The organism is Rathayibacter sp. VKM Ac-2759, assembly GCF_009834225.1.
In the GTDB taxonomy this organism is placed as follows: domain Bacteria; phylum Actinomycetota; class Actinomycetes; order Actinomycetales; family Microbacteriaceae; genus Rathayibacter.
On record NZ_CP047176.1, the window covers coordinates 2,922,820 to 2,948,050 of the forward strand.

Consider the following 25,231-nt stretch of genomic DNA (forward strand, 5'->3'; position numbering starts at 1 on the left):
TCGGCCCGGCCCGCTCAGGCGACGACGAGGTCCACCCCGACCGAGCCGAGGACCGCGACCGCCCAGTCGAGCAGGGCGCCCTGGTCGCCGACGAACGAGACGATGTGCAGCTCCTGCCCGCCCGCGAGGACGGCGAGCTCGGACGGCGTCGACGTCGCTGCGCTGCCCTGCACCCAGTACGCCGCGGAGCCGAGAGGGACCGAGGCGGCGCCCCGCGAGTCGCCCTCGCCGGTGAAGGTGTCGACGAGCCGGGCCGGCGTGAGCGACACGGCGACCGCGGAGGGGTTCCCGGCGATCGAGTAGGCGCAGTCACCGTCGACGACCGCGGGCGTGGCAGTGCCGCGCGGGAGTCCGAGCCGGTCCTCCACCGTGCCGGCGGGCAGTGCGGTGGTGCAGTCGAGAGCGGCCGCCGCCGTCGAGGTGGCTGCGGGCGGCTCCGGCGCGGCGGAGGCGGTCGGTACGGCGGTCGCGGCGGAACCCGCCGAGTCCGGCACGTCGATCACGGCTCCGGAGGCGCAGCCGCTCAGCAGCAGGACGGTGGCGGACACGAGAACCGGGAGACGCAGGCGCACGGAGCCCCTTCAGAGGATCGTCGGGGCGGCGGCCCCGGGAGCGCCGGTCGTGACGCAGGCACCGCCCCAGGAGGACGATCACGCCATCGTATGCGACGTCTCGCGCCACGGCGCGGACGACGAGAGCCCCCCGTCCCGGTGGGGACGGAGGGCTCTCGAGGAGGGCTCGGGACTACTTGGTCTCGGTGCCGGTCTCCTCGACGGGAGCGTCCTGAACGGGCGCGTCCTCGACGGGCGCGTCCTGGACGGCCGTCTCGTCGGTGCTGGTCTCCTCGACCGACGCGGGAGCGTCGTCCACCGGAGCGGCGACGGGCGCCGCCGAGGTGCGCGACTTCTTCGCCTTCGGCGTCACGGGCTCGAGGACGAGCTCGATGACGGCCATGGGCGCGTTGTCGCCCTTGCGCGGGCCGATCTTCGTGATGCGGGTGTAGCCGCCCTCACGCTCGGCGACCAGCGGCGCGATCTCGGTGAAGAGCTCGTGGACGACCGACTTGTCGCCGATCGTCGCGAGGACGCGACGACGGGCGTGCAGGTCGCCGCGCTTGGCGAACGTCACGAGACGCTCGGCGAGGGGACGCAGGCGCTTGGCCTTCGTCTCGGTCGTCTTGATGCTCTTGTGCGTGAACAGGGCCGCGGCCAGGTTCGCGAGCAGCAGACGCTCGTGTGCGGGACCGCCTCCGAGGCGGGGGCCCTTCGTGGGCTTGGGCATGGGTTTACTCCAGTACTAAAGGGGTGTCAGCAGGTCGATCGCGAAGAGCCGCAGGCTCCGGAAGCGGAACCTAGATGCTCTCGTCGTCGTAGCTGTAGAAGTGGGCTCCGTCGAACCCGGGGACCGAGTCCTTCAGCGACAGGCCCAGCTCGGTCAGCTTCTCCTTGACCTCATCCACCGACTTCTGTCCGAAGTTGCGGATGTTCATGAGCTGCGTCTCCGACAGGGCGACGAGCTCGTTGACGTTGTTGATGCCCTCGCGCTTCAGGCAGTTGTAGCTGCGCACGGAGAGGTCGAGGTCCTCGATGGGCATCGACAGCTCGGTCGAGAGGACGGCGTCGACCGGCGCGGGGCCGATCTCGATGCCCTCGGCCGCGGTGTTGAGCTCGCGGGCGAGACCGAACAGCTCGGTCAGCGTGCGACCGGCCGACGCGATGGCGTCGCGCGGCGTGATCGCCGGCTTCGACTCGACGTCGACGACCAGGCGGTCGAAGTCGGTGCGCTCACCGGCACGGGTCGCCTCGACGCGGTAGGTGACCTTGAGCACGGGCGAGTAGATCGAGTCGACCGGGATCTGGCCGGCCTCGGAGAACTCGCTGCGGTTCTGGGTCGCCGAGACGTAGCCGCGGCCGCGCTCGATCGTCAGCTCGAGCTCGAACTTGGCCTTGTCGTTCAGCGTGGCGATGACGAGGTCCGGGTTGTGGATCTCGACACCGGCCGGAGCCGAGATGTCCGCGGCGGTGACCTGACCCGCGCCCTGCTTGCGCAGGTAGGCGGTGATCGGCTCGTCGTGCTCGGACGAGACGACGAGTCCCTTGATGTTCAGGATGATCTCGGTGACGTCCTCGCGGACTCCCGGGACCGTCGTGAACTCGTGCAGCACTCCGTCGATCCGGATGCTGGTGACAGCGGCGCCGGGGATGGAGGACAGCAGGGTGCGACGCAGCGAGTTGCCGAGCGTGTAGCCGAAGCCGGGCTCGAGGGGCTCGATGACGAAGCGGGAACGGAACTCCGAGATGTTCTCCTCGGTGAGCGTCGGGCGCTGTGCGATAAGCACTGATGATTCCTTTCCGTCACGTGTCCGCTATATGACACGTGCGTGTGCGAGGTATGAAGTTGTGAAAGAAATGCGCGATCCGCCGGTCGGCCCCACTCCCCGCCCGAGAGCGGTTCGTGCGGCCGACCGACGGCTGCGAGTGCTGGTGCTAGACGCGACGACGCTTGGGCGGGCGGCAGCCGTTGTGCGCCTGCGGGGTGACGTCGTTGATCGAGCCGACCTCGAGGCCTGCGGCCTGGAGCGAGCGGATCGCGGTCTCGCGACCGGAGCCCGGGCCCTTCACGAAGACGTCGACCTTCTTCATGCCGTGCTCCTGCGCCTGACGCGCAGCCGACTCGGCGGCGAGCTGGGCGGCGAAGGGCGTCGACTTGCGCGAGCCCTTGAAGCCGACTCCACCGGACGAGGCCCAGCTGATGACGGCCCCGGAGGGGTCGGTGATCGAGACGATGGTGTTGTTGAACGTCGACTTGATGTGGGCCTGGCCCACTGCGATGTTCTTCTTCTCCTTGCGGCGCGGCTTACGAGCGGCCGACTTGGGGGTAGCCAATTCTTTATCTCCTCTAGGTCCGTGTCGCCCGCGTTACTTGCGGCCGGCCTTCTTCTTGCCGGCGACGGTGCGCTTGGGTCCCTTGCGGGTGCGCGCGTTCGTCTTGGTGCGCTGTCCACGGACCGGGAGGCCGCGACGGTGGCGGATGCCCTCGTACGAGCCGATCTCGACCTTGCGGCGGATGTCGGCGGCGACCTCGCGGCGGAGGTCTCCCTCCACCTTGTAGTTGCCCTCGATGTAGTCGCGGAGGGCGACGAGCTGCTCGTCGCTGAGGTCCTTGACGCGGATGTTGCCGTCGATCTCGGTGTCGCTCAGAACCTTGAGCGCGCGAGTGCGGCCGACCCCGTAGATGTAGGTCAGTGCGACCTCCACGCGCTTCTCGCGCGGGATGTCTACTCCTGCCAGACGTGCCATTGTGGCTTCTCCTGTGAGTGAGTGGAGGTGTGATGCAGCACCGGTGCCTCGGCCTCCGACCGAAGGTGTCCTCGCCGTCCGCCACCGGGGTGGCGCTGCGCGATTTCTGGTGCTGCTGTGTGTCGTGCTGTCGTGCATTCGTCGGGGCGGATCGCTCCGCCCCTGCGCTCCCGCCGGAGCAGCGGGACTAGCCCTGGCGCTGCTTGTGGCGGGGGTTGCTGCTGCAGATGACCATCACGTTGCCGTGGCGGCGGATGATCTTGCAGTGGTCGCAGATGCGCTTGACGCTGGGGTTGACCTTCATTGTTCTTGTCCTTGATTTCGCTGGCGTCGTGCTCCCGGCGGATGCCGGGGCCGTTCCTTACAGGACACGCACGTCGCGAACCTCAGCGGAGCGAACGTCTACTTGTAGCGGTAGACGATCCGGCCGCGGGTCAGGTCGTAAGGGCTCAGCTCCACGATCACCCGGTCCTCGGGGAGGATCCGGATGTAGTGCTGACGCATCTTGCCCGAGATGTGGGCGAGAACTTTGTGTCCGTTGGTCAGCTCCACGCGGAACATCGCGTTGGGGAGCGCCTCGACAACCGCACCTTCGATTTCGATGACACCGTCTTTTTTGGCCATAGCCTCACTGTCGTTCGGAAGTAGTGTGTGTACTGGTCGTGCGAATGTTTCCGCGACGATCCTCCCCCGGGCGAGCGCCCAGGATGCGGTGCGCGGGCGTGCCGGAGCACGCACAAAACACCAAGGGTCGATACTACGCGAATCCCGCGCGCTCCGCCAGCTCGGGCGTGTCGGAGCCGCCCGCCGCGCGAACCGCGCCGCCGCCGGCGCCCGGCTCGCCGCCGCCTAGGCTTTCCCCGTCACACGGAGGGAGTGCGCATGGCCCGCACGCAGAAGACGGCACCGAGCGAGCGCCGCTGGTACTCGCATCCGCTGGTCACGGTCGTCGTCGCGATCGTCGTGATCGCCCTCGTGCAGACCTTCTTCGTGAAGGTGTACACCGTGCCGACCGGCTCGATGGAGAACACCCTCCAGGGCGGCGGGTTCTTCGGCGACCGGATCCTCGTCGACCGCACCGCGTCGCCCGACGGCGACCCGGAGTCGGGGCAGATCGTGGTGTTCTCGCGCGATGCCCGGTGGGGCGCGAGCGACGCGGTCGGGAATCCGCTGTCGGAGGCGGTGAAGTACTTCGGCGACGTCACCAGCATCGGACCGTCGCATGAGGAGTTCCTCGTCAAGCGGGTGATCGCCGTGGGCGGCCAGACCGTCTCCTGCTGCGACGCCGAGGGGCGCGTGCTCGTCGACGGTCAGCCGCTCGACGAGTCGTACGTCTTCGAGGACTTCCCCTTCGTCCCCGGCTCGCTCGACTGCACCACCGAGCCGGCATCGACCCGGTGCTTCGAGGAGTACACCGTGCCGGAGGACACCCTCTTCGTGATGGGCGACCACCGCTCGAACTCGAACGACTCGATGGGCGCCTGCCGCGGAGCTCCGGGCCCGATCGACGCCTGCGTCAAGACCGTGCCGCTCGAGCGCGTCGTCGGGCGCGTGTTCGCGGTCGCCTGGCCGCTGACCCGCTGGCGCCTGTTCTGACGCCCGGGCGCCTCCGCTCCGCCGGGCGCACGGAACGCTCCCGAACGCACGGAACGGACGGGACCGACGCCGTGGCAGTCGGTCCCGTCCGTTCCGGGTGTCGTGAGGCGCTCAGCCGCGCACGACCGCCAGCACCTGCGGGTAGAGCGGGTGGTCGGAGGCGAGCCCCGTCACCTCGGTGACGAAGTCCTCGGGCGAGAGGGTCGCCAGCTTCTCCTTCAGCTCCACGCTCTGCGGGTCCTCGGGCACGTCGAAGCGCAGCGCGGCTCCGATCGCGGCGAGGAGCCCCGAGGGCGTGCGACCGCGCTCGGCGAGCTCGGCCGCAGGCCCGATGAAGCGCTCGTGGCGCGACAGCTTGCGCAGCGGCTGACGCCCCACCCGGTCGACCGTGTCGGTCAGGTACGGGTTGGCGAAGCGCGTGAGCGTCTTCTCGAGGTAGGCCTGCTGCTCAGCGTCGCTGAAGCCGTGCTTCTCGACGATCAGCGCCTTGGTGTCCTCGAGGGCGGCCTTCACCGCGTCGTGGACCTCGGGCAGAGCGAGCGCGTCCGAGAGCTTGTGCGCCCCGGCGGCGAAGCCGACGTACGCCGCGGTGGCGTGGCCCGTGTTCACCGTGAACAGCTTGCGCTCGATGAACGGCTCGAGGTCGTCGACCCAGGTCGCTCCGGGGAGGGAGGGCTCCCCGCCCTCGAAGGGCGTGCGGTCGATGACCCACTCGAAGAAGCTCTCGACCGTGACGTCGAGGCCCTGTCCCGCCTCCTGGTTGGGGACGATGCGGTCGACAGCGGTATCGGCGAAGACGGCACGGGTGCGCAGGCGCTCCCACTCGTCGGCGCCCAGGGCGGCCGCGACCTCGGTCTGCAGGAGCCGGGTGGCGTTGATCGCGTTCTCGCACGCCATCACCGCGAGCTTCGGCGCCGACTCGGCGCGGGCGGCGAGGCCCTTCGCGATGACCGGCGCGACGAAGCGGAGGATGTTCGGCCCGACCGCGGTCGTGACGATGTCCGCCTCCGCGATCTCGCGCACGAGCGCCTCCTCGTCGGCGGCCGAGTCGATGGCGCGGAAGCGGTCGACCACGTGGGTCGTCGCCTCCTCCCCCACCTCGTGCACCTCGTAGCTGTCGGCGGCCGCGAGCTGGCCGATGAGTCCGGCGTTGACGTCGGCGAAGACGAGCTCGTAGCCGGCGCCGTGCAGGATCAGGCCGACGAAGCCGCGGCCGATGTTGCCCGCTCCGAAGTGGACGGCGGTGGGCATCAGGAGTTGACCTCGCCCAGCAGGCCGTAGAGGGCCTGCGCGTCGGGGGCGTCGAGGAGCTTCTGCACCTCGTCCTCCTCCGAGAAGATGATCGCGATCTTCGAGAGGATCTCGAGGTGCTCGTTGTTGACGCCGGCGATGCCGACGACGAAGCGCACCTCGTTGCCGTCCCAGTCGATCGGCTGCGCGTAGCGCACGAAGGAGAGCGCCGACGAGCGGATCTCGTCCTTCGCGTCGTTCGTCCCGTGCGGGATGGCGAGGAGGTTGCCCATGTAGGTCGAGACGGTCGCCTCGCGCGCGAGCATCGCCTCGTGGTAGGCGGGGGTGACCGCTCCGACGCCGACGAGCATGTCGGCCGCCTCCTTGATGGCGGCCTCCTTGCTGGTCGCAGTGCCGGAGGCGTTGATCTGTCCGATGGTGAGCACGTCGCTCATGTCTTCTGTCCTTCCGAGGGGTGGAAAACGGCGAGGGAACCCGCAGGCCCGAGCTGAAAGCCCAGTCGCACCATACGGGTTCCCTCGCAAGGACTGCTGTCCTACTTGCCGTGCTGCTCCGCGACCAGCGAGACGACCTCGTCGTACTTCGGCGAGTTCATGAAGTTGTCGACGGAGACGTGGATCGCGCCGGGAGTGCGCTGGCGGGCGCGCTCGGTCAGCTCGGCCTGGGTGATCACCAGGTCGACGTCGTCCTCGAGGGCCGCGATCGCCTTGTTGGTGACCGAGACGTCCTCGAAGCCCGCCTTCTTCATCTTGTTGCGGAGCACCGAGGCGCCCATCGCGGAGGAGCCCATGCCGGCGTCGCAGGCGAACACGATGTTGCGCACCTGGGTCGCGGTGGCCGTCGCCGAGGCGCCGTCCTGAGCCGGAGCACCGCTCTGGTTGAGCAGCGAGCCGACCGAGCTGTCCTTGCCCTTGTTCGAGGCGTTCGCGGCGACCGCGGCGGCGAGCTTGTCGTCGCCCGCCTCCATCGCCTCGAGATCGCGCTTGCGGCTGCCGCGGATGATGAACGAGGCGACCGCGAACGACACGGCCATCGACAGGAGCACCGAGAGGATGACTCCGAGGTAGCTGTCGCGCGAGGTCTGCAGGAGGACCGCGATGATCGATCCGGGCGAGGCGGGAGCGACGAGGCCGGAGTCGAACGCGACGTTGGTCGCGACACCGGTCATGCCGCCGAGGATGACGGCCGCGACCAGCGCGGGCTTCATCAGCACGTAGGGGAAGTAGATCTCGTGGATGCCGCCGACGAAGTGGATCAGCGCGGCGCCGGGGGCGGAACCGCGGGCGATGCCGACTCCGAAGATCGCGAAGGCCAGCAGGACGCCCATGCCGGGGCCGGGGTTCGCCTCGAGCAGGAACAGGTACGACTTGCCCGTCTCCTGCGCCATGACGGTGCCGAGCGGGGTGAGGACGCCCTGGTTGATGGCGTTGTTGAGGAAGAGGATCTTGGCCGGCTCGATGAAGATCGAGGTCAGCGGGAGCAGCCCCGCGTTGACCAGGAGGTCGACGCCGTCGCCCAGGACCTTGGTGAGGAACGAGATGATCGGCGCGATGCCGAAGAACGCTCCGAGCGAGAGCAGCATGCCGAGGATGCCGGCCGAGAAGTTGTTGACCAGCATCTCGAAGCCGGGCTTGATCTTGCCGTCCCAGATCGAGTCGACCTTCTTCATCAGCCACGCGGCGAGCGGGCCGACGATCATGGCGCCGAGGAACATCGGGATGGTCGCGCCGACGATGACGCCCATGGTGGCGATCGAGGCGACCACGCCGCCGCGAGCGCCGTAGACCATGCGGCCACCGGTGTTCGCGATGAGCAGCGGCAGCAGGTAGGTGATCATCGGGCCGACGAGGCCGATGTACTGCTGGAAGGTGGCGCCGTCCTCACCGGCGGCGAGGGTGGTGCGGGCACCCTCCCAGCCGATCTGGGCCGCGTCGCCGAAGCCGCCGAGGATGCCGTTGGGCAGCCAGCCGGCCGCGATGAAGAGCGAGGTGATGAGGCCCCACGCGATGAAGGCCGCGATGTTCGGCATGACCATCCCCGAGAGGAAGGTGCCGAAGCGCTGGACGTGGACGCGCGCTCCACCGCGCGTCGCCGTCGCTGACGTCGTTGTCATGTGGTGTGTTCTCCGATTTCTTGGGGTGGGAGCCCGGCGGCTCCTGAGGCCGCCGGGTCCCGCGGGACGTGAAGGGTGGTGGTGCTTCGGGGTGGTGCTGTGCGGTGGTGCTGTGCGGTGGTGCTGTGCGGTGGTGCTGTGCGGTGGTGCTGTCTTCGGGGGACGGTCCAGGGGACCGGGGTCTAGGAGGCGGCGATCGCCTCGGTCACGGCGGACCGTGCGTCGGCGGCGCTGTCGGCCGCGAGCGCGAGCTCGGCGAACCGCTGGGCGTCCGCGAGCGTGTGCTCCGCCAGCTCGGCGCGGACGTCGGCGAGAGCCGACGGCGACATCGAGAGGGTGGTCGCGCCGAGGCCGACGAGGACGACGGCGAGCAGCGGGTCCGCGGCGGCCTCGCCGCAGATGCCGACGGGCTTGCCCAGTGCGGCGCCCGCGCGGCCGACCTCGCCGACGAGGCGGAGGACGGCGGGGTGCCACGGGTCCTGGTAGGCCGACACTGTGCCGAGCATGCGGTCGGCGGCGAGGGTGTACTGGGTCAGGTCGTTGGTGCCGATCGACGCGAAGTCGGCGACGCCGAGGATGCGGTCGGCGAGCAGCGCCGAGGAGGGGACCTCGACCATGACGCCGGCGGTGCGGATGCCGAGCTCCTTCGCCATCGCGGTGAAGTAGCGGGTCTCGTCGACCGTCGCGACCATCGGCGCCATGACCCAGAGGTCGGCGTCGGTCGCCGCGTCGGCCTGCGCGAGGGCGGTCAGCTGGTCGCGGAGGATCTGCTCGCTCGCCCGGAGCGCACGGAGGCCGCGCAGACCCAGGGCCGGGTTCTCCTCGTGGTTGTCGTTGAGGAAGGCGAGCGGCTTGTCGGCTCCGGCATCGAGGGCGCGGACGACGACCTTGCGGCCGGGGAACGCGGCGAGCAGGCGCGTGTACTGCTCCGCCTGCTCGGCGACCGAGGGCGCCTCCTTCGCGTCGAGGAAGAGGAACTCGGTGCGGAAGAGCCCGACGCCCTCCGCGCCCAGCTCGACGGCCTGCTCGGCGCCGTCGGCCGAGCCGAGGTTCGCGAGCAGCGGCACCGCGTGGCCGTCGGCGAGCGCGCCGGGGACGACGGGAGCGGCGAGCATCTCGGCCCGCTGGGCGATCGACGCCTTCGCCTCGCCGATCTCGGAGTCGGAGGGGTTCACCGTCACGACCCCGGAGGAGGCGTCGAGGATGACGAGCTGTCCGTCGCGCAGATCGAGCGCGCCGGTCGTGCCGACGATCGCGGTGATCGACTTCTCGCGGGCGAGGATCGCCGTGTGCGAGGTCGGGCCGCCGTCGCTCGTGATGAGCCCGAGCACCTTGTCGAGGTCGAGCAGGGCGGTGTCCGCCGGCGCGAGGTCGCGGGCGACGAGCACGAACGGCTCGTCCGACTCGGGGACGCCCGGAGCGGCGACGCCGCGGAGGTGCGCGACGACACGCTGCGAGACGTCGTCGAGATCGGTCGCGCGCTCGGCCATGTAGCCGCCCATCGCCACCAGCAGGTCGCGGAAGCCGGCGAACGCCTCGTGCACCGCGCGCTCGGCGGTCTTGCCGCCGGCGATCCGCGTCTTCACGTCGTCGGCGAGCGACGGGTCCTCGGCCATCAGCGCCTGGGCGTCGAGGACGTCCTTCGCGGAGCCGCCCGCCCGCTCACCGCGGTGGCGGATCGTCGCGGCGGTCGCGGAGAGCGACGAGACCGCGCGCTCCTCCTCCTGGACGGCGGAGCGCGCGCTCGCCACGTCCTCGGGCTCGGGCAGCGGATCGGGCATGCGCAGGATCGGCCCGAGGGCCAGTCCGCGACCGACACCGGTGCCCTGCAGCTTCGCGGAGGCGTAGGCGGTCGAAGGGGTGGACAGCGTCATGAGTGCTCGGTTCCTGTCGGTCGGTCTCGTCGGTGAGACGGGGAGCGGGTGTCGAGTGGTGGGTGTGAACAGCCCTAGTTCGCAGGGGCGGTAGGCGACCCATCGAGGTTCTGAGGGGCGGTATGCGACCCATTGAGGGTCGCCGTCGCGTCGCGAGGTCTTCCGCGGCTCTCGGCGCTTGTGAGCGCCGCGCTGCCGCGTTTCTTTCGACGCATCACGACGCCGTCAGGCGTCGTGATCCGTCGAGAGGAACTCGGCCAGCTCGTCGAGCACGGCCTGCTCGTTGTCGCCCTCGACGGTGAGGGTGAGGTCGTCGCCGTGCTCGATGCCGAGCGAGATGATGCCGAGGATCGAGGCGGCGTTCACCGCGGTGGACTCGCCCTTCTTGACGAGGACCTTCTGGCCCGACTTCGCCGCGGCCTGGCTGAACAGCGAGGCGGGGCGGGCGTGGAGGCCCTTCGAGGATGCGACCTGAACCGTGCGCTCGACCATGAACGTGTCTCCTTGGATCTGCAGCCGCGGCTGCGTCAGTGGTGCCCGGAGTCGGGCTCGGCGCCCGGCGGCGCCGTCTGGACGGAGGTGTCCCCCACCGGTTCCGCGACCGCGCGAGCGGCGAGGAGGACCGGGAGGGTGTCGAGCACGGCATCGGCACCGTGCGCTCCGAAGACGTCGTGCGGGAGGAGGGCGGCCACGACTCCGACACGCGCCGCCTGGAGGCGGAGCCCGTCGAACTGCGACTCGAGATGCGGCCCCACGAGGAGGGCGTCCGACCCCGGGAGGGACTCGGTGAGCCCCGGGAGGCTCTCCGACCGGAACGAGGCGGTGATGCCCCGCTCCTTCGCGCCCGCTCGCAGCCGGTGGGCCAGGAACGTGCTCGACGCGCCTGCACCGCAGACGATCAGGATCCTCTGCACCACGTCCGCCTCCTCGCGCCCCGGCCTGCCTCACTGCACAACGTCTTCATTGAAGCATCACGCAGGAGGCGGTCACCCGCCCCGCAGACAATCTTCCGCGGGGCAGGAAGCACGGATTCCCGGGCGTCGGCGCGGGGGTCCCCGGACGGACGCCGAGATGATTGACTGCTGGGACGACGACTCGCGGATCTCGCGAGGAGCGGGCCGGCGGCGGGACGGCGGTGCTCCTCGTGGCGAACCCGATCCGCACGCCTGGAGCCCTGGATGCCTGACAACCGCGAACGCCTGCTGGAGTACCTCTCCCGCGCGGACGGCTGGGTGACCGCGCACGAGCTCGCCGACCGGCTCGGAGTCACCACCCGGAGCGTCCGCAGCTACGTCACCGCCGTCAAGGCGCAGGCCGCGCCGCTGGAGCCCGTGGAGTCCTCCGCCAACGGCTACCGCCTCGCCCGCGAGGCCTACTCGGCGTTCGTCGACGCCCAGCGGCTGCGCGACGTCGAGCCCGACACTCCCCGCGACCGGCTGTACAGCATCGTCCGGCGCCTGGTCGACTCCGACGACGGACTCGACGCGGTCGCCCTCGCGGAGGCGCTGTCGGTCAGCGAGTCGACGGTCGAGTCGGATCTCCGACGGGTCAAGACCCTGGCCGACGAGGCCGGGCTGACCCTCGCCCGCCGCGCCGCGCTGGTCCGGCTCGAGGGCAGCGAGGAGGCTCGCCGGCGGCTCATCTCGCGCATGTTCCGCGACGAGAGCGCGCAGGGCGTGTTCACCCTCGACGACGTCCAGCGCGAGTTCGCCTCGCCCGGCCTGGGCGCCTTCAAGACCGAGCTGCTGACCGAGCTGGAGTCGCGCGGCTACTACATCAACGACTACGGCGTGAACAGCGTGCTCCTCCACATCGCCATCGCCGTCGACCGCGTCTCACGGGGCATCGGCGATCCGGCGGGGGCGCGCCCCTCCCCCGCGATCCACGGCGAGCTCGCCGCGGTGCTGGCAGAGCTCGTCGAGCGCCACTTCGCCACCCGGCTCACGGACGCCGAGCTGGCGCAGCTGGCGATCCTGATGACGACGCGCGTCGCCACTCCGGGCCAGAACGAGCCGGTGTCCGCCGTCGTCGAGAACTACGTGGACCCCGCCGACCTCGCCGTCGTGCGGCAGCTCGTCGCGGAGGTGAACCGCGAGTACCTGGTCGACCTCGACGACGAGGGCTTCATCGTGCGCCTGGCCCTGCACGTGCGCAACCTGATCGCCCGCGCCTCCGAGGGCGGCTACTCCCGCAACCCGCTGACCCGCTCGATCAAGACCAGCTTCCCGATGACCTACGAGATCGCGGTGTTCCTCGCGAGCGGGCTGCAGCGCCGACGGGGCATCGTGGTCAACGAGGACGAGATCGCCTACATCGCGCTGCACGTCGGCTCGTTCCTCGAGCGCGTCTCGCGGCGGGAGGAGCGCCTCTCGTGCGTGATCGTCTGCCCGAACTACTACGACCTCGCCCACATGCTCCGCCTGCGGGTCGAGCGCTCGCTGGGCACCGAGGTCGAGGTCCGCTCGCTCATCACGCGGAGCGACGTCGACTGGGACCGCCTCACCGCGGACATCGTCATCACCACCATCGACGAGCGGACCTACTCCGACGAGGTCGTCGTCGTGCAGCCGTTCCTCACCGACCACGACGTGGAGGCGGTGCGCCGCGCCATCGCGCGCGTCCGGCGCCATCGCAGGCGCGCGCAGATCAAGGACGAGCTGCTGCAGTTCTTCGACGGGGCGCTGTTCTTCCGCAACCTGCACGCCCGCGACGAGTCGGCGATGATCCGGCTCCTCGGCGAGCGGATGATCGCCGAGGGCATCATCGACGAGGACTACGTCGACGGCGCCATCGAGCGCGAGCGGATGAGCTCCACGGCGTTCACCGACAACCTCGCCGTCCCGCACGCGATGGCGATGAGCGCGAAGCGCACCTCCATCGCGATCGTCGTCAACGACGTGCCGATGGAGTGGGGCGAGCAGCGCGTGAACGTGATCGCGATGATCGCGTTCGCCTCGGCCGGCCGCAGCACCTTCCAGTCGGTCTTCGACCAGTTCGTCGAGGTCTTCGCCGAGCGCGCCGAGGTGCAGCGCCTGATCCGCCGCTCCACCGACTTCGGCAGCTTCATCGAGGAGCTCGTCCGCGTCTTCGACAGCTGACCGCCGAGCATCCGCACCGCCGAAGGCCGTGGTTCGCGACAGCGATACTCGAGGGTCCGCTCCGCCTGCGTCCTGTCGACCGGGTCTGGTCCGCCGGGTCGGCGGCCGGATCGGCGGCCGGATCGGCGGCCGGATCGGGTGGGGTACCTCGTCACGGCTCCCTCCCGAGCGCCTGCGGCGCTTCCGCCAGACCCGAGCCAGGAGCCGCGACGAGGCACCCCACCCGCTCCTCTGGTTCAGAACGCGTTCTCGTACTGGAGGGGAGCTGTCGCGCTCCCCCGCAGCAGCGGAGGGAGGGTGCTGTCGTCCTCTCGCGCCCGGCTCGGGTCTGGCGGGCGCCCGAAGGGCGCGGGATGGCGCGAGAGGACGACAGCACCCTCCCGATCCCCCTCCGACGGCTGATGACAACCGGCGCCCCGATCGCGGGTCAGGCGAAGGGGGTCGGCACGATGCCGTACTGCGCCAGGCCTGCCGCGCCGCCGTCAGCGAGGGTGGTCACCCAGATGCCGTCGCGGTGCACCGCGACCGAGTGCTCCCAGTGCGCAGCCATGCTGCCGTCGACCGTGGCGACGGTCCAGTCGTCGTCGCGCACGAGCGTCTCGGCGCTGCCCGCCGTGACCATCGGCTCGATGGCGACGACCAGGCCGGGCTTCACCTCGGGGCCGCGCTGACGCACGCGGTAGTTGAACACCGGCGGGGCCTCGTGCATCGTGCGGCCGATGCCGTGCCCGATGTAGTCGGTGAGGATCCCGAAGACGCGGCCGGACTTCTCGGCCTCGTCCTCGACGTACTCCTCGATCGCCGCGCCGACCTCGTTGAGGTGGCGGGCGGAGGCGAGAGCCGCGATCCCGCGCCAGAGCGCCCCCTCGGTCACCCGGGAGAGCTCGGCGCGCGCGGCGACCTCGTCCGGTCGCGCGGGATCCGGCAGGACGATCGTCATGGCGGAGTCGCCGTTCCAGCCGTCGATCTCGGCGCCGCTGTCGATCGACACGATGTCGCCGGCCCGCAGCACCCGCTCCCCCGGGATCCCGTGGACGACCTCGTCGTCGACCGACGCGCAGATCGTGTGGCGGTAGCCGGGCACCAGCTTGAAGTTCGAGTGCCCTCCGAGCCCGACGATCGCCGCCTCCGCGACGGCGTCGAGCTCGAGCGTCGTGACACCCGGACGGATCATCGCCCGCACGGCGTCGAGCGACGCGGCGGTCGCGAGACCCGGGGCGAGCATCGACCGCAGCTGAGCGGGGGTCTTGTAGAGGGAGGAGCGCAGCGCCACGGCTCAGGCGGCCGACGGGTCGTCGACCAGTCCGCCGACGCGGTGGCCCTCGAGGGCCGTCACGATGCGGTCTGTGACCTCGTCGACCGGTCCGAGACCGTCGACGACCACGACCAGCCCGCGGGCCGCGTAGACGTCGATGAGCGGCGCCGTCTGCTCCTCGTACAGCGCGAGGCGGCGTCGGATGACGTCCTCGGTGTCATCGCTGCGGCCCTGCTCCGAGGAGCGCTTGAGCAGGCGTCCGACGACCTCGTCGGGGTCGGCCGTCAGCTGGACCACGGCGTCGAGGCGATTGCCGTCCGAGGCGAGGATGCGGTCGAGCTCGTCGACCTGCTCCGTCGTCCGCGGGTAGCCGTCGAGCAGGAACCCGGTCGAGACGTCGGCCTCCTGGAGGCGGTCGTGCACGATCGCGTTGGTCAGCTCGTCGGGGACGTACTTCCCCGCGTCGAGGTAGGCCTTGGCCTGGAGCCCGAGCTCCGTCTCGTTCGAGACGTTCATCCGGAAGATGTCGCCCGTCGAGATGGCCGGGACCCCGAGGATCGCGCAGAGCCGAGCGGCCTGAGTGCCCTTGCCGGCGCCGGGAGGGCCGATCAGCAGGAGTCGGAAGCCCACCGGGGTCGAGGTCATCGGAGGAGCCCTTCGTAGTGGCGCTGCTGCAGCTGCGAGTCGATCTGCTTCACCGTCTCGAGTCCGACTCCGACGATGATCAGGATGGACGTGCCGCCGAAGGGGAAGTTCTGGTTCGCACCGACGAGCGCGAGGGCGACGAGCGGCACGAGCGCGATGAGGCCGAGGTAGATGGATCCGGGCAGCGTCACCCGGGTCAGCACGTAGTTCAGGTACTCGGCGGTGGGCCGACCGGCGCGGATGCCGGGGATGAAGCCGCCGTAGCGCTTCATGTTGTCGGCGACCTCGTCGGGGTTGAACGTGATGGCGACGTAGAAGTAGGTGAACCCGACGATCAGGAGGAAGTACAGCGCCATGTAGAGCGGGTGGTCGCCCTGGGTCAGGTAGTTGGTGATCCAGGTCACCCAGAACGGCGCCTCCTCGCCCGCGGCCGGCTGGTTGAACTGGGCGATCAGCGCGGGCAGGTACAGCAGCGACGAGGCGAAGATGACGGGCACGACGCCGGCCATGTTGACCTTGATCGGGATGTAGGTGTTGTTGCCGCCGTAGGTGCGGCGCCCGACCATCCGCTTGGCGTACTGCACCGGGATGCGCCGCTGCGACTGCTCGACGAAGACGACGGCCACGACGAGGACGAGGCCGACGCCGAGGACGAGCAGGAAGGTCTCGAAGCCGCGCGACTGCGCGATCGACCAGAGCGAGGTGGGGAACTGGGCCGCGATCGAGGTGAAGATCAGCAGCGACATGCCGTTGCCGATGCCGCGCTCGGTGATGAGCTCGCCCATCCACATGATGATGCCGGTGCCCGCGGTCATGGTGATGACCATGAGCAGGATCGAGTACCAGGCGTCCGTGGTGATCAGCGCGGAGCACTCGGGGACGCCCGAGTTGCCGAAGAGCGCGCCGGAGCGGGCGACCGTGATCAGGGTGGTGGACTGCAGGACACCGAGCGCGATCGTGAGATAGCGGGTGTACTGCGTCAGCTTCGCCTGACCGGACTGACCCTCCTTGTAGAGGGTCTCGAAGTGAGGGATCACCACGCGCAGCAGCTGCACGATGATCGACGCCGTGATGTACGGCATGATCCCGAGCGCGAAGATCGACAGCTGGAGCAGTGCTCCGCCGCTGAAGAGGTTCACGAGCTCGTAGAGACCCGAGGTGCCCTGGTTGCCGGCGAGACAGGCCTGCACGGCGCTGAAGCTGACGAACGGAGCAGGGATGAAGGATCCCAGCCGGAAGATCGCCACGATCGCGAGAGTGAAGCCGATCTTGCGGCGGAGGTCGGGGGTGCGGAAGATCCGCGCAACGGCGCCAAACACTACCTAAGGTCTCCTGCTCAGTTCTTGGTGCGGGATACAGGTCGAGCTTGTCACGCGCTCCCCCGTGGGACGTGTCCCGGGGGGAGTCGGCGTGACAAGCTCGACCGACAAGCTGCTGGTGCTACTTGATGGATCCGCCCGCAGCGACGATCTTCTGCTCAGCGGAGCTGGAGACCTTGTCGACCGCGACGTTCAGCTTAACCGCAATGTCGCCGTCACCGAGGACCTTCACCTTCTCGTTCTTGCGAACGGCACCCTTGGCGACGAGGTCACCGATGGTGACGTCACCGCCCTGGGGGTACAGCTCGGCGAGAGCGGAGAGGTTCACGACCTGGTACTCGACGCGGAACGGGTTCTTGAACCCGCGCAGCTTCGGGGTGCGCATGTGCAGAGGCATCTGCCCACCCTCGAAGCCGACGCGCACCTGGTAGCGGGCCTTGGTGCCCTTGGTGCCGCGACCGGCGGTCTTGCCCTTGGAGCCCTCACCGCGGCCGACTCGGGTCTTCGCCTTCTTCGCGCCTGCGGCGGGACGGAGGTGGTGGACCTTGAGCACGTGCTCGCGGGTCGCGGACGCCTCGGAGGCGCCCTTCTTCGTGGAGGCCGACGCGGGAGTCGTGGACTCCGCGACAGCCTGGTTCTTGTCAGCCATTAGTCAATCTCCTCGACCTTCACCAGGTGGGCGACGGTCTTCACGTATCCGCGGTTCTGAGAGTTGTCCTCGCGGACGACGCTCTGACCGATCTTCCTGAGGCCGAGCGAGCGCAGCGTGTCGCGCTGGTACTGCTTCTCGCTGACCTTCGACTTGATCTGGGTCACCTTGAGCTGGGCCATCAGGCACCTGCCTTCGCGTTGGACGCGGCGGCGAGGGCGTCGGCCTCGGCACGGACCAGGCGCGCCGGGGCGACCTGGTCGAAGTCGAGACCACGACGAGCGGCGACGGCGCGCGGCTCCTCGAGCTGCTGGAGCGCAGTCACGGTCGCGTGGACGATGTTGATGGTGTTCGACGAGCCGAGCGACTTGCTCAGGACGTCGTGGATGCCGGCGCACTCGAGCACGGCGCGGACGGGACCACCGGCGATGACACCGGTACCCGCAGCGGCGGGGCGCAGGAGCACCACACCGGCAGCGGCCTCACCCTGGACGGGGTGCGGGATGGTCGAGCCGACGCGCGGGACGCGGAAGAAGTTCTTCTTCGCCTCCTCGACGCCCTTGGAGATGGCGGTCGGGACCTCGCGGGCCTTGCCGTAGCCGACGCCCACCAGTCCGTTGCCGTCGCCGACGACGACGAGAGCGGTGAAGCTGAAGCGACGACCACCCTTGACGACCTTCGACACGCGGTTGATGGTCACGACGCGCTCGAGGAACTGGCTCTTCTCGGAGTCGCGCCCTCCACGGTCACGGCCGCCCTGGTTGCGGTCACGGCCGCCGCGACGGGGCTCGCGAGCCTCCTGCTGCGGCTGCGTGGACGCAGCGGTCTCGACGGGGGCCTCCGACACAGCGGCGACCTCGGGTTCCTTGTTCTCTGCCGCGCTCACAGGTTGAGCCCTGCCTCTCGTGCTCCATCGGCGATCGCGGCGACGCGACCGGCGTACTTGTTGCCTCCGCGGTCGAAGACGACCGCCTCGACACCGGCGTTCTTGGCGCGCTCGGCGACGAGCTCGCCGACCTTGCGGGCCTTGGCGGTCTTGTCACCGTCGAACACGCGGAGGTCGGCCTCGAGGGTCGACGCGGACGCGAGGGTACGACCCTGCGCGTCGTCGACGACCTGCACGAAGACGTGGCGGGCCGAGCGGTTGACGACGAGGCGGGGGCGCTCGGCGGATCCGACGACCTTCTTGCGCAGACGGTCGTGACGACGACCGCGCGCAGCGGACTTGCTCTTTCCTCTGGTTCCGAGTCCCATGATCACTTACCGCTCTTTCCGGCCTTGCGGCGAACGACCTCGCCGGCGTAGCGCACGCCCTTGCCCTTGTAGGGCTCGGGCTTGCGGATCTTACGAATGTTGGCGGCCACCTCACCGACGGCCTGCTTCGAGATGCCGTGCACGGTGAGCTTGTTGTTGCCCTCGACCGTGAACGAGATGCCCGCGGGCGGGGTGACGACGACCGGGTGCGAGAAGCCGAGCGCGAACTCGATGTCCGAGCCCTTGGCCAGCACGCGGTAACCGGTGCCGACGACCTCGAGGCCCTTCGAGTAGCCCTGCGTGACACCGATGATGTCGTTCGCGATGAGCGTGCGGGTGAGGCCGTGGAGCGAGCGCGACTCGCGCTCGTCGTCGGGACGCGAGACGAGCACCTGGGTGCCCTCGACGGACACCTGGATGGGGCTGGCGACCGGGACGGTCAGCTCACCCTTGGGGCCCTTGACGGTCACGACGGATCCGGCGACGGAGACGTCGACGCCCGCCGGGATCTCGATGGGGAGTCTTCCAATACGCGACATGAGGGATTACCACACGTAGGCGAGGACTTCCCCACCCACGCCCTTCTTCTCGGCCTGGCGGTCGGTCAGCAGACCGCTCGACGTGGACAGGATCGCGACGCCGAGGCCGCCGAGCACGGTGGGGATCTCGGTGGACTTCGCGTACACGCGGAGACCCGGCTTCGAGACCCGCTTGATGCCGGCGATCGAGCGCTCGCGGTTCGGGCCGTACTTGAGGGAGATGGAGAGCGTCGTGCCGACGCGCGCCTCCTCGACCTTCCAGTCGGCGATGTAGCCCTCGCGCTTGAGGATCTCGGCGATGTGCGCCTTGAGCTTCGAGCCGGGGAGGGCGATGGAGTCGTGGTGCGCGGAGTTCGCGTTACGGATTCTGGTCAGCAGATCTGCGACCGGATCAGTCATGGTCATGGCTGATGGTGCCTTTCTCGCCTGGTTTCGGCACCCTTTACAAGAGTGACGACCTGTGGTGTGGGACGGCGCCGACGACGTCGACGCCCATGTGGCCGCGCGAACGCAGGCCAACGAACCATGGTACATGGCTGAGGGCCGGCGGTCGAGGCCGAAGTTCCGGAAGAACGGGGCCGCCCTCCCCCGCCGGAGACGCGGGAGGGGGTACAGCAGAGCCGGGGAGCGGTTCGCACCACTCCCCGGCCCGGGTTCCTTGCTACGCGTTGTCCGCCGACTTGAACGGGAAGCCGAGCTGCTTGAGCAGCGCGCGACCCTCGTCGTCGGTCTTCGCGGTGGTCACGACGGTCACGTCGAAGCCGCGGACGCGGTCGATGCGGTCCTGGTCGATCTCGTGGAAGATCGACTGCTCCGTGATGCCGAAGGTGTAGTTGCCGTTGCCGTCGAACTGGCGGTCCGACAGTCCGCGGAAGTCGCGGATGCGGGGCAGCGCCACCGAGAGCAGGCGGTCCAGGAACTCCCACGCGCGGTCACCGCGGAGGGTGACGTGCGCGCCGATGGCCTGACCCTCGCGCAGCTTGAACTGCGCGATGGACTTGCGGGCCTTGGTGACCTGCGGCTTCTGGCCGGTGATGGCCGTGAGGTCCTTGATGGCGCCGTCGATGATCTTGCCGTCGCGGGCAGCCTCACCGACTCCGGTGTTCACGACGACCTTGACCAGTCCGGGGACCTGGTGGACGTTCGTGAAGCCGAACTGCTCCTTGAGCGTGCTGATGATCTCGGCCTGGTACTTGGCCTTGAGCCGCGGCTGAACCTTCGCAGCCACTGCGGTGGTGTCAGTCATTACAGTTCCTCACCCGACGCCTTCGCGTAGCGCACGCGAACGGTCTTGGTCACGCCGTCCTTGGTGACGGCCACGTTGCGGTGGCCGACACGGGTCGGCTTCTTGGTCTTCGGGTCGACGACCGCGACATTGGAGATGTGGATCGAAGCCTCGACGGTCTCGATGCCGCCCTCCTTCGAGCCGCGCTGCGACTGGCCGACGCGGGTGTGCTTCTTGACGAAGTTCACGCCCTCGACGACGACACGGTTGCGCTCGACCAGGACCTCGAGGACCTTGCCCTGCTTGCCGCGGTCTCCGCCGCGGGCCTGGGTAGCGCCCGAGATGACCTGGACGAGGTCACCCTTCTTGATCTTGGCCATGACTAGATAACCTCCGGTGCCAGCGAGACGATCTTCATGAACTTCTTGTCACGGAGTTCGCGACCGACCGGTCCGAAGATGCGGGTGCCGCGGGGGTCCCCGTCGTTCTTCAGGATCACGGCGGCGTTCTCGTCGAACTTGATGTACGAGCCGTCGGGACGACGGGTCTGCTTGACGGTGCGGACGATGACCGCCTTGACGACATCGCCCTTCTTGACGTTGCCACCGGGGATCGCGTCCTTGACGGTGGCGACGATGATGTCACCGAGACCGGCGTAACGGCGGCCGGAGCCTCCGAGGACGCGGATCGTGAGGAGTTCCTTGGCGCCGGTGTTGTCGGCGACCTTCACTCGGGATTCTTGCTGAAGCATGTGTCTCTCCTGCTAACTCAAGTAGGCCGCGGCCTACTTGGCCTTCTCGAGGATCTCGACCAGGCGCCAGCGCTTCGTGGCGCTGAGGGGACGGGTCTCGCTGATGACGACGAGGTCGCCGATGCCCGCGGTGTTCGACTCGTCGTGAGCCTTCACCTTGGACGTGCGGCGGATGACCTTGCCGTAGAGGGGGTGCTTCACGCGGTCCTCGACCTCGACGACGATGGTCTTGTCCATCTTGTCGCTGGTGACGTAGCCGCGACGGGTCTTGCGGTAGCCGCGAGCGCCCTCCTGCTTGACGTCGTGGGCGGCCGACTCGTGGCCGGCGGTGTCATTGACGGTTGCCATTACTTGGCCTCCTCGTTCGACTCGGTCGCCTCGACCTCGGCCTTGGCGGCCTTCTTGGTCTTGGGCTTCTTCTCCGCCTTGGCCGGGGCCTCGACGGGTGCGGGGGTGGCGCGGATGCCCAGCTCGCGCTCACGGATGACCGTGTAGATGCGGGCGATATCGCGCTTGACGGCACGCAGGCGGCCGTTGGTGTCCAGCTGGCCGGTGGCCGACTGGAAGCGGAGGTTGAACAGCTCCTCCTTGGCCTTCTTCAGCTCCGTGACGAGACGCTCGTCCTCGAAGGTGTCGAGCTCGGTGGGGACGAGCTCCTTGGATCCGATCGCCATTACGCGTCTCCCTCCTCGCGCTTGATGATGCGTGCCTTCAGCGGCAGCTTGTGGATGGCACGAGTCATAGCTTCGCGAGCGAGCTTCTCCTCGACGCCGGCGACCTCGAAGAGGACACGGCCCGGCTTGACGTTGGCGACCCACCACTCCGGCGAGCCCTTACCGGAACCCATGCGGGTCTCGGCGGGCTTCTTGGTCAGCGGGCGGTCGGGGTAGATGTTGATCCACACCTTTCCGCCGCGCTTGATGTGACGCGTCATCGCGATACGAGCGGACTCGATCTGACGGTTGGTCACGTAGGCGGGGGTGAGGGCCTGGATGCCGAACTCACCGAACGACACCTTGGTGCCACCGGTGGCCTGGCCCGAGCGGCCCGGGTGGTGCTGCTTGCGGTGCTTGACTCGACGGGGAATCAACATGGTTATGCCTCAACTCCTGCTGCGACGGGCGCCTCGCTCTGCTGGCGGGGGGCGCGACGCGGTCGGTCGCTGCGCTCGGGGCGCGACGACTTGCTGTTCGCCTGCTCGCGGGCGAGCTCCTTGTTGGTGATGTCGCCCTTGTAGATCCAGACCTTCACGCCGATGCGGCCGAAGGTGGTCTTGGCCTCGTAGAAGCCGTAGTCGATGTTCGCGCGGAGGGTGTGCAGCGGCACGCGTCCCTCGCGGTAGAACTCCGAGCGGCTCATCTCGGCGCCGCCGAGGCGGCCGGAGACCTGGATGCGGACGCCCTTGGCGCCGGCGCGCTGCGCGCCCTGCAGTCCCTTGCGCATCGCGCGGCGGAAGGCCACGCGGGCGGAGAGCTGCTCGGCGATGCCCTGGGCGACCAGCTGAGCCTCGGCCTCGGGGTTCTTGACCTCGAGGATGTTGAGCTGGATCTGCTTGGCCGTGAGCTTCTCGAGGTCGGCGCGGATGCGCTCGGCCTCGGCGCCGCGACGACCGATCACGATGCCCGGGCGGGCGGTGTGGATGTCGACGCGGACGCGGTCACGGGTGCGCTCGATCTCGATGCGGGCGACGCCCGCACGGTCGAGCTGCGTGGCGAGGAGACGGCGGATCTTGACGTCCTCGGCGAGGAAGTCGCTGTACCGCTGGCCCTTCTTGGTGCTGTCGGAGAACCAGCGCGACACGTGGTCGGTGGTGATTCCCAGACGGAAACCGTAGGGGTTTACTTTCTGACCCATTACTTGGTCCCCTCCTCAGGAGTGGCCAGCACGACGGTGATGTGGCTGGTGCGCTTGTTGATGCGGAAGGCACGACCCTGGGCACGGGGCTGGAATCGCTTGAGGGTGGTTCCCTCATCGACGAAGGCGCGGGACACGAACAGGTCCTGGTCGTCGAGGTACTCGTTCGAGGCATCGGCCTTGACGCGAGCGTTGGCCATCGCCGAGGCGACGAGCTTGTAGACGGGCTCGGAAGCTCCCTGCTCGGCGAACTTCAGGATGGCCAGGGCCTCCTGAGCCTGCTTGCCGCGGATCAGGTTCACGACACGGCGAGCCTTCTGGGGGGTGACGCGGATGTGTCGCACGCGTGCGATCGACTCCACCATTTCTCTCCTCCTTCTCGTCGCCGCTTAGCGGCGACGGCCCTTCTTGTCGTCCTTCTCGTGACCGCGGAAGGTCCGAGTGGGGGCGAACTCGCCGAGCTTGTGGCCGACCATGGTCTCGGTCACGAACACGGGGATGTGCTTGCGGCCGTCGTGCACGGCGATGGTGTGACCCAGCATCGCCGGGATGATCATCGAGCGGCGCGACCAGGTCTTGATGACGTTCTTGTTGCCGGCTTCGTTAGCGGTGAACACCTTGCGGAGCAGGTGGTCATCGACGAAGGGGCCCTTCTTGAGACTGCGAGGCATCTTCTACAACTCCTACTTGCGCTTCTTACCGGCGGTGCGGCGGCGAACGATGAGCTTGTCGCTCTCCTTGTTGGGGCGACGGGTGCGTCCCTCGGACTGGCCCCAGGGGCTGACCGGGTGGCGACCACCGGAGGTCTTGCCCTCTCCACCACCGTGGGGGTGGTCGACCGGGTTCATCGCGACACCGCGGACGGTCGGGCGGACGCCCTTCCAGCGCATGCGGCCGGCCTTGCCCCAGTTGATGTTCGACTGCTCGGCGTTGCCGACCTCGCCGATCGTGGCACGGCAGCGCGCGTCGACGTTGCGGATCTCGCCCGACGGCAGGCGGAGCTGCGCGTAGGGGCCGTCCTTGGCGACGAGGCGGACCGAGGTGCCGGCCGAGCGGGCGAGCTTGGCGCCGCCACCGGGCTTGATCTCGATCGCGTGGATGACCGTACCGGTCGGGATGTTGCGCAGCGGCAGGTTGTTGCCGGGCTTGATGTCGGCGCCGGCGCCGGACTCCACGATGTCGCCCTGCGAGAGCTTGTTCGGAGCCAGGATGTAGCGCTTGGTGCCGTCCACGAAGTGGAGCAGCGCGATGCGCGCCGTGCGGTTGGGGTCGTACTCGATGTGAGCGACCTTGGCGTTGACGCCGTCCTTGTCGTTGCGACGGAAGTCGATCAGGCGGTACTGGCGCTTGTGGCCACCACCGATGTGACGCGTCGTGATGCGGCCGGAGTTGTTGCGGCCACCGGTCTTGGACAGCGGGCGAAGGAGCGACTTCTCGGGCGTCGATCGGGTGATCTCGGCGAAGTCGGCGACGCTGGAGCCGCGGCGACCAGGGGTCGTGGGCTTGTACTTGCGAATAGCCATTGTCTGTTTTCCTCTACGCTTCTTCGGCTCAGCCGACGTTCGTGAAGATGTCGATGGAGCCGGACTTCAGCGTGACGATCGCGCGCTTGGTGTCCTTGCGCTTGCCGGTGCCGAACTTCGTGCGGCGGGTCTTGCCCTGACGGTTCAGCGTGTTGATCGACGCGACCTCGACTCCGAAGATCTTCTCGATGGCGAGCTTGATCTCGGTCTTGTTCGAGCGCGGGTCGACGACGAAGGTGTACTTGCCCTCGTCGATCAGGCCGTAGGACTTCTCCGAGACCACCGGCGAGATGATGACGTCGCGGGGGTCCTTGTTGAACGCGGCGGACTGGCTCATGCGTTCACCTCTTCCTTCTTGGTCTTGAGGGCGACGAACGCCTCGAGCGCAGCCTTCGAGAAGACGATGTCGTCCGAGACGAGCACGTCGTACGCGTTGAGCTGGTCGACCGGCAGGATGTGCACGAACGGCACGTTGCGGAGGGAGAGCTCGGCGATGAAGTCGTCGCGCTCGAGGACCACGAGGACGTTGCGCGACACCGAGAGGGCGTCGAGCAGGACGAGGACGTCCTTGGTCTTCGGGGTGTCGCCGAGGGCGAGGGACTCGACCACGTGGACGCGGGCGCCGCGAGCGCGGTCCGAGAGAGCGCCGAGCAGAGCCGCGGCGATCATCTTCTTGGGGGTGCGCTGCGCGTAGTTGCGCGGGTTCGGTCCGTGGACGACGCCACCACCGGTCATGTGCGGGGCGCGGATCGAGCCCTGACGAGCGCGACCGGTTCCCTTCTGCTTGAACGGCTTGCGGCCGGCGCCGGAGACCTCGCCACGGTTCTTCGTGGAGTGGGTGCCCTGACGCGCCGCGGCGAGCTGCGCGACGACGACCTGGTGGATCAGCGGGACGTTGGTCTCGACGTCGAAGAGCTCAGCGGGGAGCTCGAAGGCGCCCGACTTCTGGCCCTGGACGTCGAAGATGTCGATAGAGGTAGCCATGG

General features: G+C 68.9%; 36 protein-coding genes. 2 read left to right on the top strand and 34 right to left on the bottom strand.

The genetic code is table 11. The features are described from left to right. Positions 1 to 14: 14 nt before the first annotated feature. The 7 genes from GSU68_RS13570 to infA all read right to left on the bottom strand — a co-directional run bounded on the left by GSU68_RS13570 (position 15) and on the right by infA (position 3,923). Positions 15 to 548, bottom strand: a complete 534-nt coding sequence (locus tag GSU68_RS13570; RefSeq protein WP_159909178.1) for a hypothetical protein — start codon at positions 546 to 548, stop codon at positions 15 to 17. A gap of 196 nt (positions 549 to 744) precedes the next feature. Then, a complete protein-coding gene (rplQ, locus tag GSU68_RS13575) occupies positions 745 to 1,281 on the bottom strand; it encodes a 50S ribosomal protein L17 (RefSeq protein WP_159909180.1) in 537 nt (178 codons plus the stop codon). Positions 1,282 to 1,351: 70 nt separating this feature from the next. Beyond that, positions 1,352 to 2,338: a DNA-directed RNA polymerase subunit alpha gene (locus GSU68_RS13580; protein WP_159909182.1), complete on the bottom strand. Its 987-nt coding sequence runs from the start codon at positions 2,336 to 2,338 to the stop codon at positions 1,352 to 1,354. 148 nt (positions 2,339 to 2,486) lie between these two features. Then, positions 2,487 to 2,885, bottom strand: a complete 399-nt coding sequence (gene rpsK / locus GSU68_RS13585) for a 30S ribosomal protein S11 (protein WP_055787170.1) — start codon at positions 2,883 to 2,885, stop codon at positions 2,487 to 2,489. A gap of 33 nt (positions 2,886 to 2,918) precedes the next feature. Next, the gene (gene rpsM, locus GSU68_RS13590; RefSeq protein ID WP_159909184.1) at positions 2,919 to 3,299 is read right to left on the bottom strand and encodes a 30S ribosomal protein S13; all 381 of its coding nucleotides are present in this window, start codon (positions 3,297 to 3,299) and stop codon (positions 2,919 to 2,921) included. Positions 3,300 to 3,486: 187 nt separating this feature from the next. Continuing rightward, entirely contained in the window at positions 3,487 to 3,603 is a 117-nt protein-coding gene (gene rpmJ, locus GSU68_RS13595) for a 50S ribosomal protein L36 (RefSeq protein ID WP_055787164.1), read from the bottom strand. 98 nt (positions 3,604 to 3,701) lie between these two features. Then, entirely contained in the window at positions 3,702 to 3,923 is a 222-nt protein-coding gene (gene infA, locus GSU68_RS13600) for a translation initiation factor IF-1 (RefSeq protein WP_022883252.1), read from the bottom strand. Between the two features lie 258 nt (positions 3,924 to 4,181). Here infA and lepB point away from each other — a divergent pair, with 258 nt between their 5' ends. Continuing rightward, a complete protein-coding gene (gene lepB / locus GSU68_RS13605) occupies positions 4,182 to 4,895 on the top strand; it encodes a signal peptidase I (RefSeq protein ID WP_159909186.1) in 714 nt (237 codons plus the stop codon). 111 nt (positions 4,896 to 5,006) lie between these two features. On the opposite strand, the gene GSU68_RS13610 is transcribed toward lepB, so the two are convergent. The 6 genes from GSU68_RS13610 to GSU68_RS13635 form a co-directional block, all read right to left on the bottom strand. After that, complete coding sequence (locus GSU68_RS13610; protein WP_159909188.1) at positions 5,007 to 6,146, bottom strand: mannitol-1-phosphate 5-dehydrogenase; 1,140 nt, start codon at positions 6,144 to 6,146, stop codon at positions 5,007 to 5,009. Next, positions 6,146 to 6,580 (bottom strand): PTS sugar transporter subunit IIA, encoded by a 435-nt coding sequence (locus GSU68_RS13615; protein WP_159909190.1) that lies wholly within the window; start codon positions 6,578 to 6,580, stop codon positions 6,146 to 6,148. The genes GSU68_RS13610 and GSU68_RS13615 overlap by 1 nt, the downstream gene beginning before the upstream one ends. Before the next feature lie 101 nt (positions 6,581 to 6,681). Further along, positions 6,682 to 8,259, bottom strand: a complete 1,578-nt coding sequence (locus GSU68_RS13620) for a PTS mannitol transporter subunit IICB (protein WP_159909192.1) — start codon at positions 8,257 to 8,259, stop codon at positions 6,682 to 6,684. A 182-nt stretch (positions 8,260 to 8,441) separates the two neighbouring features. Further along, a complete protein-coding gene (gene ptsP / locus GSU68_RS13625; RefSeq protein ID WP_159909194.1) occupies positions 8,442 to 10,133 on the bottom strand; it encodes a phosphoenolpyruvate--protein phosphotransferase in 1,692 nt (563 codons plus the stop codon). Between the two features lie 225 nt (positions 10,134 to 10,358). Continuing rightward, positions 10,359 to 10,625, bottom strand: coding sequence for an HPr family phosphocarrier protein (locus GSU68_RS13630; RefSeq protein WP_159909196.1), 267 nt, complete (start codon positions 10,623 to 10,625; stop codon positions 10,359 to 10,361). Between the two features lie 35 nt (positions 10,626 to 10,660). Beyond that, complete coding sequence (locus tag GSU68_RS13635) at positions 10,661 to 11,050, bottom strand: hypothetical protein (protein WP_159909198.1); 390 nt, start codon at positions 11,048 to 11,050, stop codon at positions 10,661 to 10,663. A gap of 261 nt (positions 11,051 to 11,311) precedes the next feature. Between GSU68_RS13635 and GSU68_RS13640 the strand changes: the two genes are divergently transcribed. Then, positions 11,312 to 13,231: a BglG family transcription antiterminator gene (locus GSU68_RS13640; RefSeq protein ID WP_159909200.1), complete on the top strand. Its 1,920-nt coding sequence runs from the start codon at positions 11,312 to 11,314 to the stop codon at positions 13,229 to 13,231. Positions 13,232 to 13,658: 427 nt separating this feature from the next. Here the strand turns inward: GSU68_RS13640 and map are convergent, their stop codons facing one another. The 21 genes from map to rplD form a co-directional block, all read right to left on the bottom strand. After that, on the bottom strand, positions 13,659 to 14,504 hold the full coding sequence (map, locus tag GSU68_RS13645) for a type I methionyl aminopeptidase (protein ID WP_159909202.1): 846 nt from the start codon (positions 14,502 to 14,504) through the stop codon (positions 13,659 to 13,661). 3 nt (positions 14,505 to 14,507) lie between these two features. After that, complete coding sequence (locus GSU68_RS13650; protein ID WP_208544572.1) at positions 14,508 to 15,131, bottom strand: adenylate kinase; 624 nt, start codon at positions 15,129 to 15,131, stop codon at positions 14,508 to 14,510. Next, positions 15,128 to 16,450, bottom strand: coding sequence for a preprotein translocase subunit SecY (gene secY / locus GSU68_RS13655; protein WP_159909204.1), 1,323 nt, complete (start codon positions 16,448 to 16,450; stop codon positions 15,128 to 15,130). Before secY ends, GSU68_RS13650 begins: the two co-directional genes overlap by 4 nt. Before the next feature lie 121 nt (positions 16,451 to 16,571). Beyond that, positions 16,572 to 17,099 carry a 50S ribosomal protein L15 gene (rplO, locus tag GSU68_RS13660; RefSeq protein WP_159909206.1) on the bottom strand — a complete coding sequence of 176 codons (528 nt, stop codon included), beginning with the start codon at positions 17,097 to 17,099 and terminating at the stop codon, positions 16,572 to 16,574. Beyond that, positions 17,099 to 17,281, bottom strand: coding sequence for a 50S ribosomal protein L30 (gene rpmD, locus GSU68_RS13665; protein WP_173232138.1), 183 nt, complete (start codon positions 17,279 to 17,281; stop codon positions 17,099 to 17,101). Before rpmD ends, rplO begins: the two co-directional genes overlap by 1 nt. Beyond that, positions 17,281 to 17,946 carry a 30S ribosomal protein S5 gene (rpsE, locus tag GSU68_RS13670; RefSeq protein ID WP_208544716.1) on the bottom strand — a complete coding sequence of 222 codons (666 nt, stop codon included), beginning with the start codon at positions 17,944 to 17,946 and terminating at the stop codon, positions 17,281 to 17,283. Before rpsE ends, rpmD begins: the two co-directional genes overlap by 1 nt. Positions 17,947 to 17,981: 35 nt before the next feature. Beyond that, entirely contained in the window at positions 17,982 to 18,353 is a 372-nt protein-coding gene (rplR, locus tag GSU68_RS13675) for a 50S ribosomal protein L18 (RefSeq protein WP_056037296.1), read from the bottom strand. Positions 18,354 to 18,355: 2 nt separating this feature from the next. Continuing rightward, positions 18,356 to 18,892 (bottom strand): 50S ribosomal protein L6, encoded by a 537-nt coding sequence (rplF, locus tag GSU68_RS13680; protein ID WP_159852418.1) that lies wholly within the window; start codon positions 18,890 to 18,892, stop codon positions 18,356 to 18,358. A gap of 6 nt (positions 18,893 to 18,898) precedes the next feature. Further along, positions 18,899 to 19,297 (bottom strand): 30S ribosomal protein S8, encoded by a 399-nt coding sequence (gene rpsH, locus GSU68_RS13685; protein WP_159852420.1) that lies wholly within the window; start codon positions 19,295 to 19,297, stop codon positions 18,899 to 18,901. 256 nt (positions 19,298 to 19,553) lie between these two features. Continuing rightward, positions 19,554 to 20,138, bottom strand: a complete 585-nt coding sequence (gene rplE / locus GSU68_RS13690) for a 50S ribosomal protein L5 (RefSeq protein ID WP_056037308.1) — start codon at positions 20,136 to 20,138, stop codon at positions 19,554 to 19,556. Beyond that, positions 20,138 to 20,497: a 50S ribosomal protein L24 gene (gene rplX / locus GSU68_RS13695; RefSeq protein WP_085475026.1), complete on the bottom strand. Its 360-nt coding sequence runs from the start codon at positions 20,495 to 20,497 to the stop codon at positions 20,138 to 20,140. Before rplX ends, rplE begins: the two co-directional genes overlap by 1 nt. A 2-nt stretch (positions 20,498 to 20,499) precedes the next feature. After that, on the bottom strand, positions 20,500 to 20,868 hold the full coding sequence (rplN, locus tag GSU68_RS13700) for a 50S ribosomal protein L14 (RefSeq protein ID WP_055787095.1): 369 nt from the start codon (positions 20,866 to 20,868) through the stop codon (positions 20,500 to 20,502). A gap of 33 nt (positions 20,869 to 20,901) precedes the next feature. Continuing rightward, positions 20,902 to 21,216 carry a 30S ribosomal protein S17 gene (rpsQ, locus tag GSU68_RS13705; protein ID WP_159852426.1) on the bottom strand — a complete coding sequence of 105 codons (315 nt, stop codon included), beginning with the start codon at positions 21,214 to 21,216 and terminating at the stop codon, positions 20,902 to 20,904. Further along, the gene (rpmC, locus tag GSU68_RS13710; protein ID WP_056037322.1) at positions 21,216 to 21,542 is read right to left on the bottom strand and encodes a 50S ribosomal protein L29; all 327 of its coding nucleotides are present in this window, start codon (positions 21,540 to 21,542) and stop codon (positions 21,216 to 21,218) included. The genes rpsQ and rpmC overlap by 1 nt, the downstream gene beginning before the upstream one ends. Further along, a complete protein-coding gene (gene rplP / locus GSU68_RS13715) occupies positions 21,542 to 21,961 on the bottom strand; it encodes a 50S ribosomal protein L16 (protein WP_056037324.1) in 420 nt (139 codons plus the stop codon). Before rplP ends, rpmC begins: the two co-directional genes overlap by 1 nt. Before the next feature lie 2 nt (positions 21,962 to 21,963). Beyond that, positions 21,964 to 22,722 carry a 30S ribosomal protein S3 gene (gene rpsC / locus GSU68_RS13720; protein WP_056037327.1) on the bottom strand — a complete coding sequence of 253 codons (759 nt, stop codon included), beginning with the start codon at positions 22,720 to 22,722 and terminating at the stop codon, positions 21,964 to 21,966. After that, complete coding sequence (rplV, locus tag GSU68_RS13725) at positions 22,722 to 23,087, bottom strand: 50S ribosomal protein L22 (protein ID WP_082498847.1); 366 nt, start codon at positions 23,085 to 23,087, stop codon at positions 22,722 to 22,724. Before rplV ends, rpsC begins: the two co-directional genes overlap by 1 nt. A 24-nt stretch (positions 23,088 to 23,111) precedes the next feature. Continuing rightward, the gene (gene rpsS / locus GSU68_RS13730; protein ID WP_055787078.1) at positions 23,112 to 23,393 is read right to left on the bottom strand and encodes a 30S ribosomal protein S19; all 282 of its coding nucleotides are present in this window, start codon (positions 23,391 to 23,393) and stop codon (positions 23,112 to 23,114) included. A gap of 12 nt (positions 23,394 to 23,405) precedes the next feature. Then, the gene (gene rplB / locus GSU68_RS13735; protein WP_055787074.1) at positions 23,406 to 24,245 is read right to left on the bottom strand and encodes a 50S ribosomal protein L2; all 840 of its coding nucleotides are present in this window, start codon (positions 24,243 to 24,245) and stop codon (positions 23,406 to 23,408) included. Positions 24,246 to 24,273: 28 nt separating this feature from the next. Continuing rightward, a complete protein-coding gene (gene rplW / locus GSU68_RS13740; protein ID WP_085475020.1) occupies positions 24,274 to 24,582 on the bottom strand; it encodes a 50S ribosomal protein L23 in 309 nt (102 codons plus the stop codon). Next, complete coding sequence (gene rplD / locus GSU68_RS13745; RefSeq protein ID WP_159909210.1) at positions 24,579 to 25,229, bottom strand: 50S ribosomal protein L4; 651 nt, start codon at positions 25,227 to 25,229, stop codon at positions 24,579 to 24,581. The genes rplW and rplD overlap by 4 nt, the downstream gene beginning before the upstream one ends. Positions 25,230 to 25,231 lie beyond the last annotated feature (2 nt).

Excerpts from the sequence above, each read along its gene's own strand:
- rplQ (WP_159909180.1), bottom strand. The coding sequence starts at position 1,281 with ATGCCCAAGCCCACGAAGGGCCCCCGCCTCGGAGGCGGTCCCGCACAC.
- rpsM (WP_159909184.1), bottom strand. The coding sequence starts at position 3,299 with ATGGCACGTCTGGCAGGAGTAGACATCCCGCGCGAGAAGCGCGTGGAG.
- rpmJ (WP_055787164.1), bottom strand. The coding sequence starts at position 3,603 with ATGAAGGTCAACCCCAGCGTCAAGCGCATCTGCGACCACTGCAAGATC.
- infA (WP_022883252.1), bottom strand. The coding sequence starts at position 3,923 with ATGGCCAAAAAAGACGGTGTCATCGAAATCGAAGGTGCGGTTGTCGAG.
- lepB (WP_159909186.1), top strand. The coding sequence starts at position 4,182 with ATGGCCCGCACGCAGAAGACGGCACCGAGCGAGCGCCGCTGGTACTCG.
- GSU68_RS13610 (WP_159909188.1), bottom strand. The coding sequence starts at position 6,146 with ATGCCCACCGCCGTCCACTTCGGAGCGGGCAACATCGGCCGCGGCTTC.
- GSU68_RS13615 (WP_159909190.1), bottom strand. The coding sequence starts at position 6,580 with ATGAGCGACGTGCTCACCATCGGACAGATCAACGCCTCCGGCACTGCG.
- GSU68_RS13620 (WP_159909192.1), bottom strand. The coding sequence starts at position 8,259 with ATGACAACGACGTCAGCGACGGCGACGCGCGGTGGAGCGCGCGTCCAC.
- ptsP (WP_159909194.1), bottom strand. The coding sequence starts at position 10,133 with ATGACGCTGTCCACCCCTTCGACCGCCTACGCCTCCGCGAAGCTGCAG.
- GSU68_RS13630 (WP_159909196.1), bottom strand. The coding sequence starts at position 10,625 with ATGGTCGAGCGCACGGTTCAGGTCGCATCCTCGAAGGGCCTCCACGCC.
- GSU68_RS13640 (WP_159909200.1), top strand. The coding sequence starts at position 11,312 with ATGCCTGACAACCGCGAACGCCTGCTGGAGTACCTCTCCCGCGCGGAC.
- GSU68_RS13650 (WP_208544572.1), bottom strand. The coding sequence starts at position 15,131 with ATGACCTCGACCCCGGTGGGCTTCCGACTCCTGCTGATCGGCCCTCCC.
- rplO (WP_159909206.1), bottom strand. The coding sequence starts at position 17,099 with ATGGCTGACAAGAACCAGGCTGTCGCGGAGTCCACGACTCCCGCGTCG.
- rpmD (WP_173232138.1), bottom strand. The coding sequence starts at position 17,281 with ATGGCCCAGCTCAAGGTGACCCAGATCAAGTCGAAGGTCAGCGAGAAG.
- rplR (WP_056037296.1), bottom strand. The coding sequence starts at position 18,353 with ATGGGACTCGGAACCAGAGGAAAGAGCAAGTCCGCTGCGCGCGGTCGT.
- rplF (WP_159852418.1), bottom strand. The coding sequence starts at position 18,892 with ATGTCGCGTATTGGAAGACTCCCCATCGAGATCCCGGCGGGCGTCGAC.
- rpsH (WP_159852420.1), bottom strand. The coding sequence starts at position 19,297 with ATGACCATGACTGATCCGGTCGCAGATCTGCTGACCAGAATCCGTAAC.
- rplE (WP_056037308.1), bottom strand. The coding sequence starts at position 20,138 with ATGACTGACACCACCGCAGTGGCTGCGAAGGTTCAGCCGCGGCTCAAG.
- rplX (WP_085475026.1), bottom strand. The coding sequence starts at position 20,497 with ATGGCCAAGATCAAGAAGGGTGACCTCGTCCAGGTCATCTCGGGCGCT.
- rplN (WP_055787095.1), bottom strand. The coding sequence starts at position 20,868 with ATGCTTCAGCAAGAATCCCGAGTGAAGGTCGCCGACAACACCGGCGCC.
- rpsQ (WP_159852426.1), bottom strand. The coding sequence starts at position 21,216 with ATGGCAACCGTCAATGACACCGCCGGCCACGAGTCGGCCGCCCACGAC.
- rpmC (WP_056037322.1), bottom strand. The coding sequence starts at position 21,542 with ATGGCGATCGGATCCAAGGAGCTCGTCCCCACCGAGCTCGACACCTTC.
- rplP (WP_056037324.1), bottom strand. The coding sequence starts at position 21,961 with ATGTTGATTCCCCGTCGAGTCAAGCACCGCAAGCAGCACCACCCGGGC.
- rpsC (WP_056037327.1), bottom strand. The coding sequence starts at position 22,722 with ATGGGTCAGAAAGTAAACCCCTACGGTTTCCGTCTGGGAATCACCACC.
- rplV (WP_082498847.1), bottom strand. The coding sequence starts at position 23,087 with ATGGTGGAGTCGATCGCACGCGTGCGACACATCCGCGTCACCCCCCAG.
- rpsS (WP_055787078.1), bottom strand. The coding sequence starts at position 23,393 with ATGCCTCGCAGTCTCAAGAAGGGCCCCTTCGTCGATGACCACCTGCTC.
- rplB (WP_055787074.1), bottom strand. The coding sequence starts at position 24,245 with ATGGCTATTCGCAAGTACAAGCCCACGACCCCTGGTCGCCGCGGCTCC.
- rplW (WP_085475020.1), bottom strand. The coding sequence starts at position 24,582 with ATGAGCCAGTCCGCCGCGTTCAACAAGGACCCCCGCGACGTCATCATC.
- rplD (WP_159909210.1), bottom strand. The coding sequence starts at position 25,229 with ATGGCTACCTCTATCGACATCTTCGACGTCCAGGGCCAGAAGTCGGGC.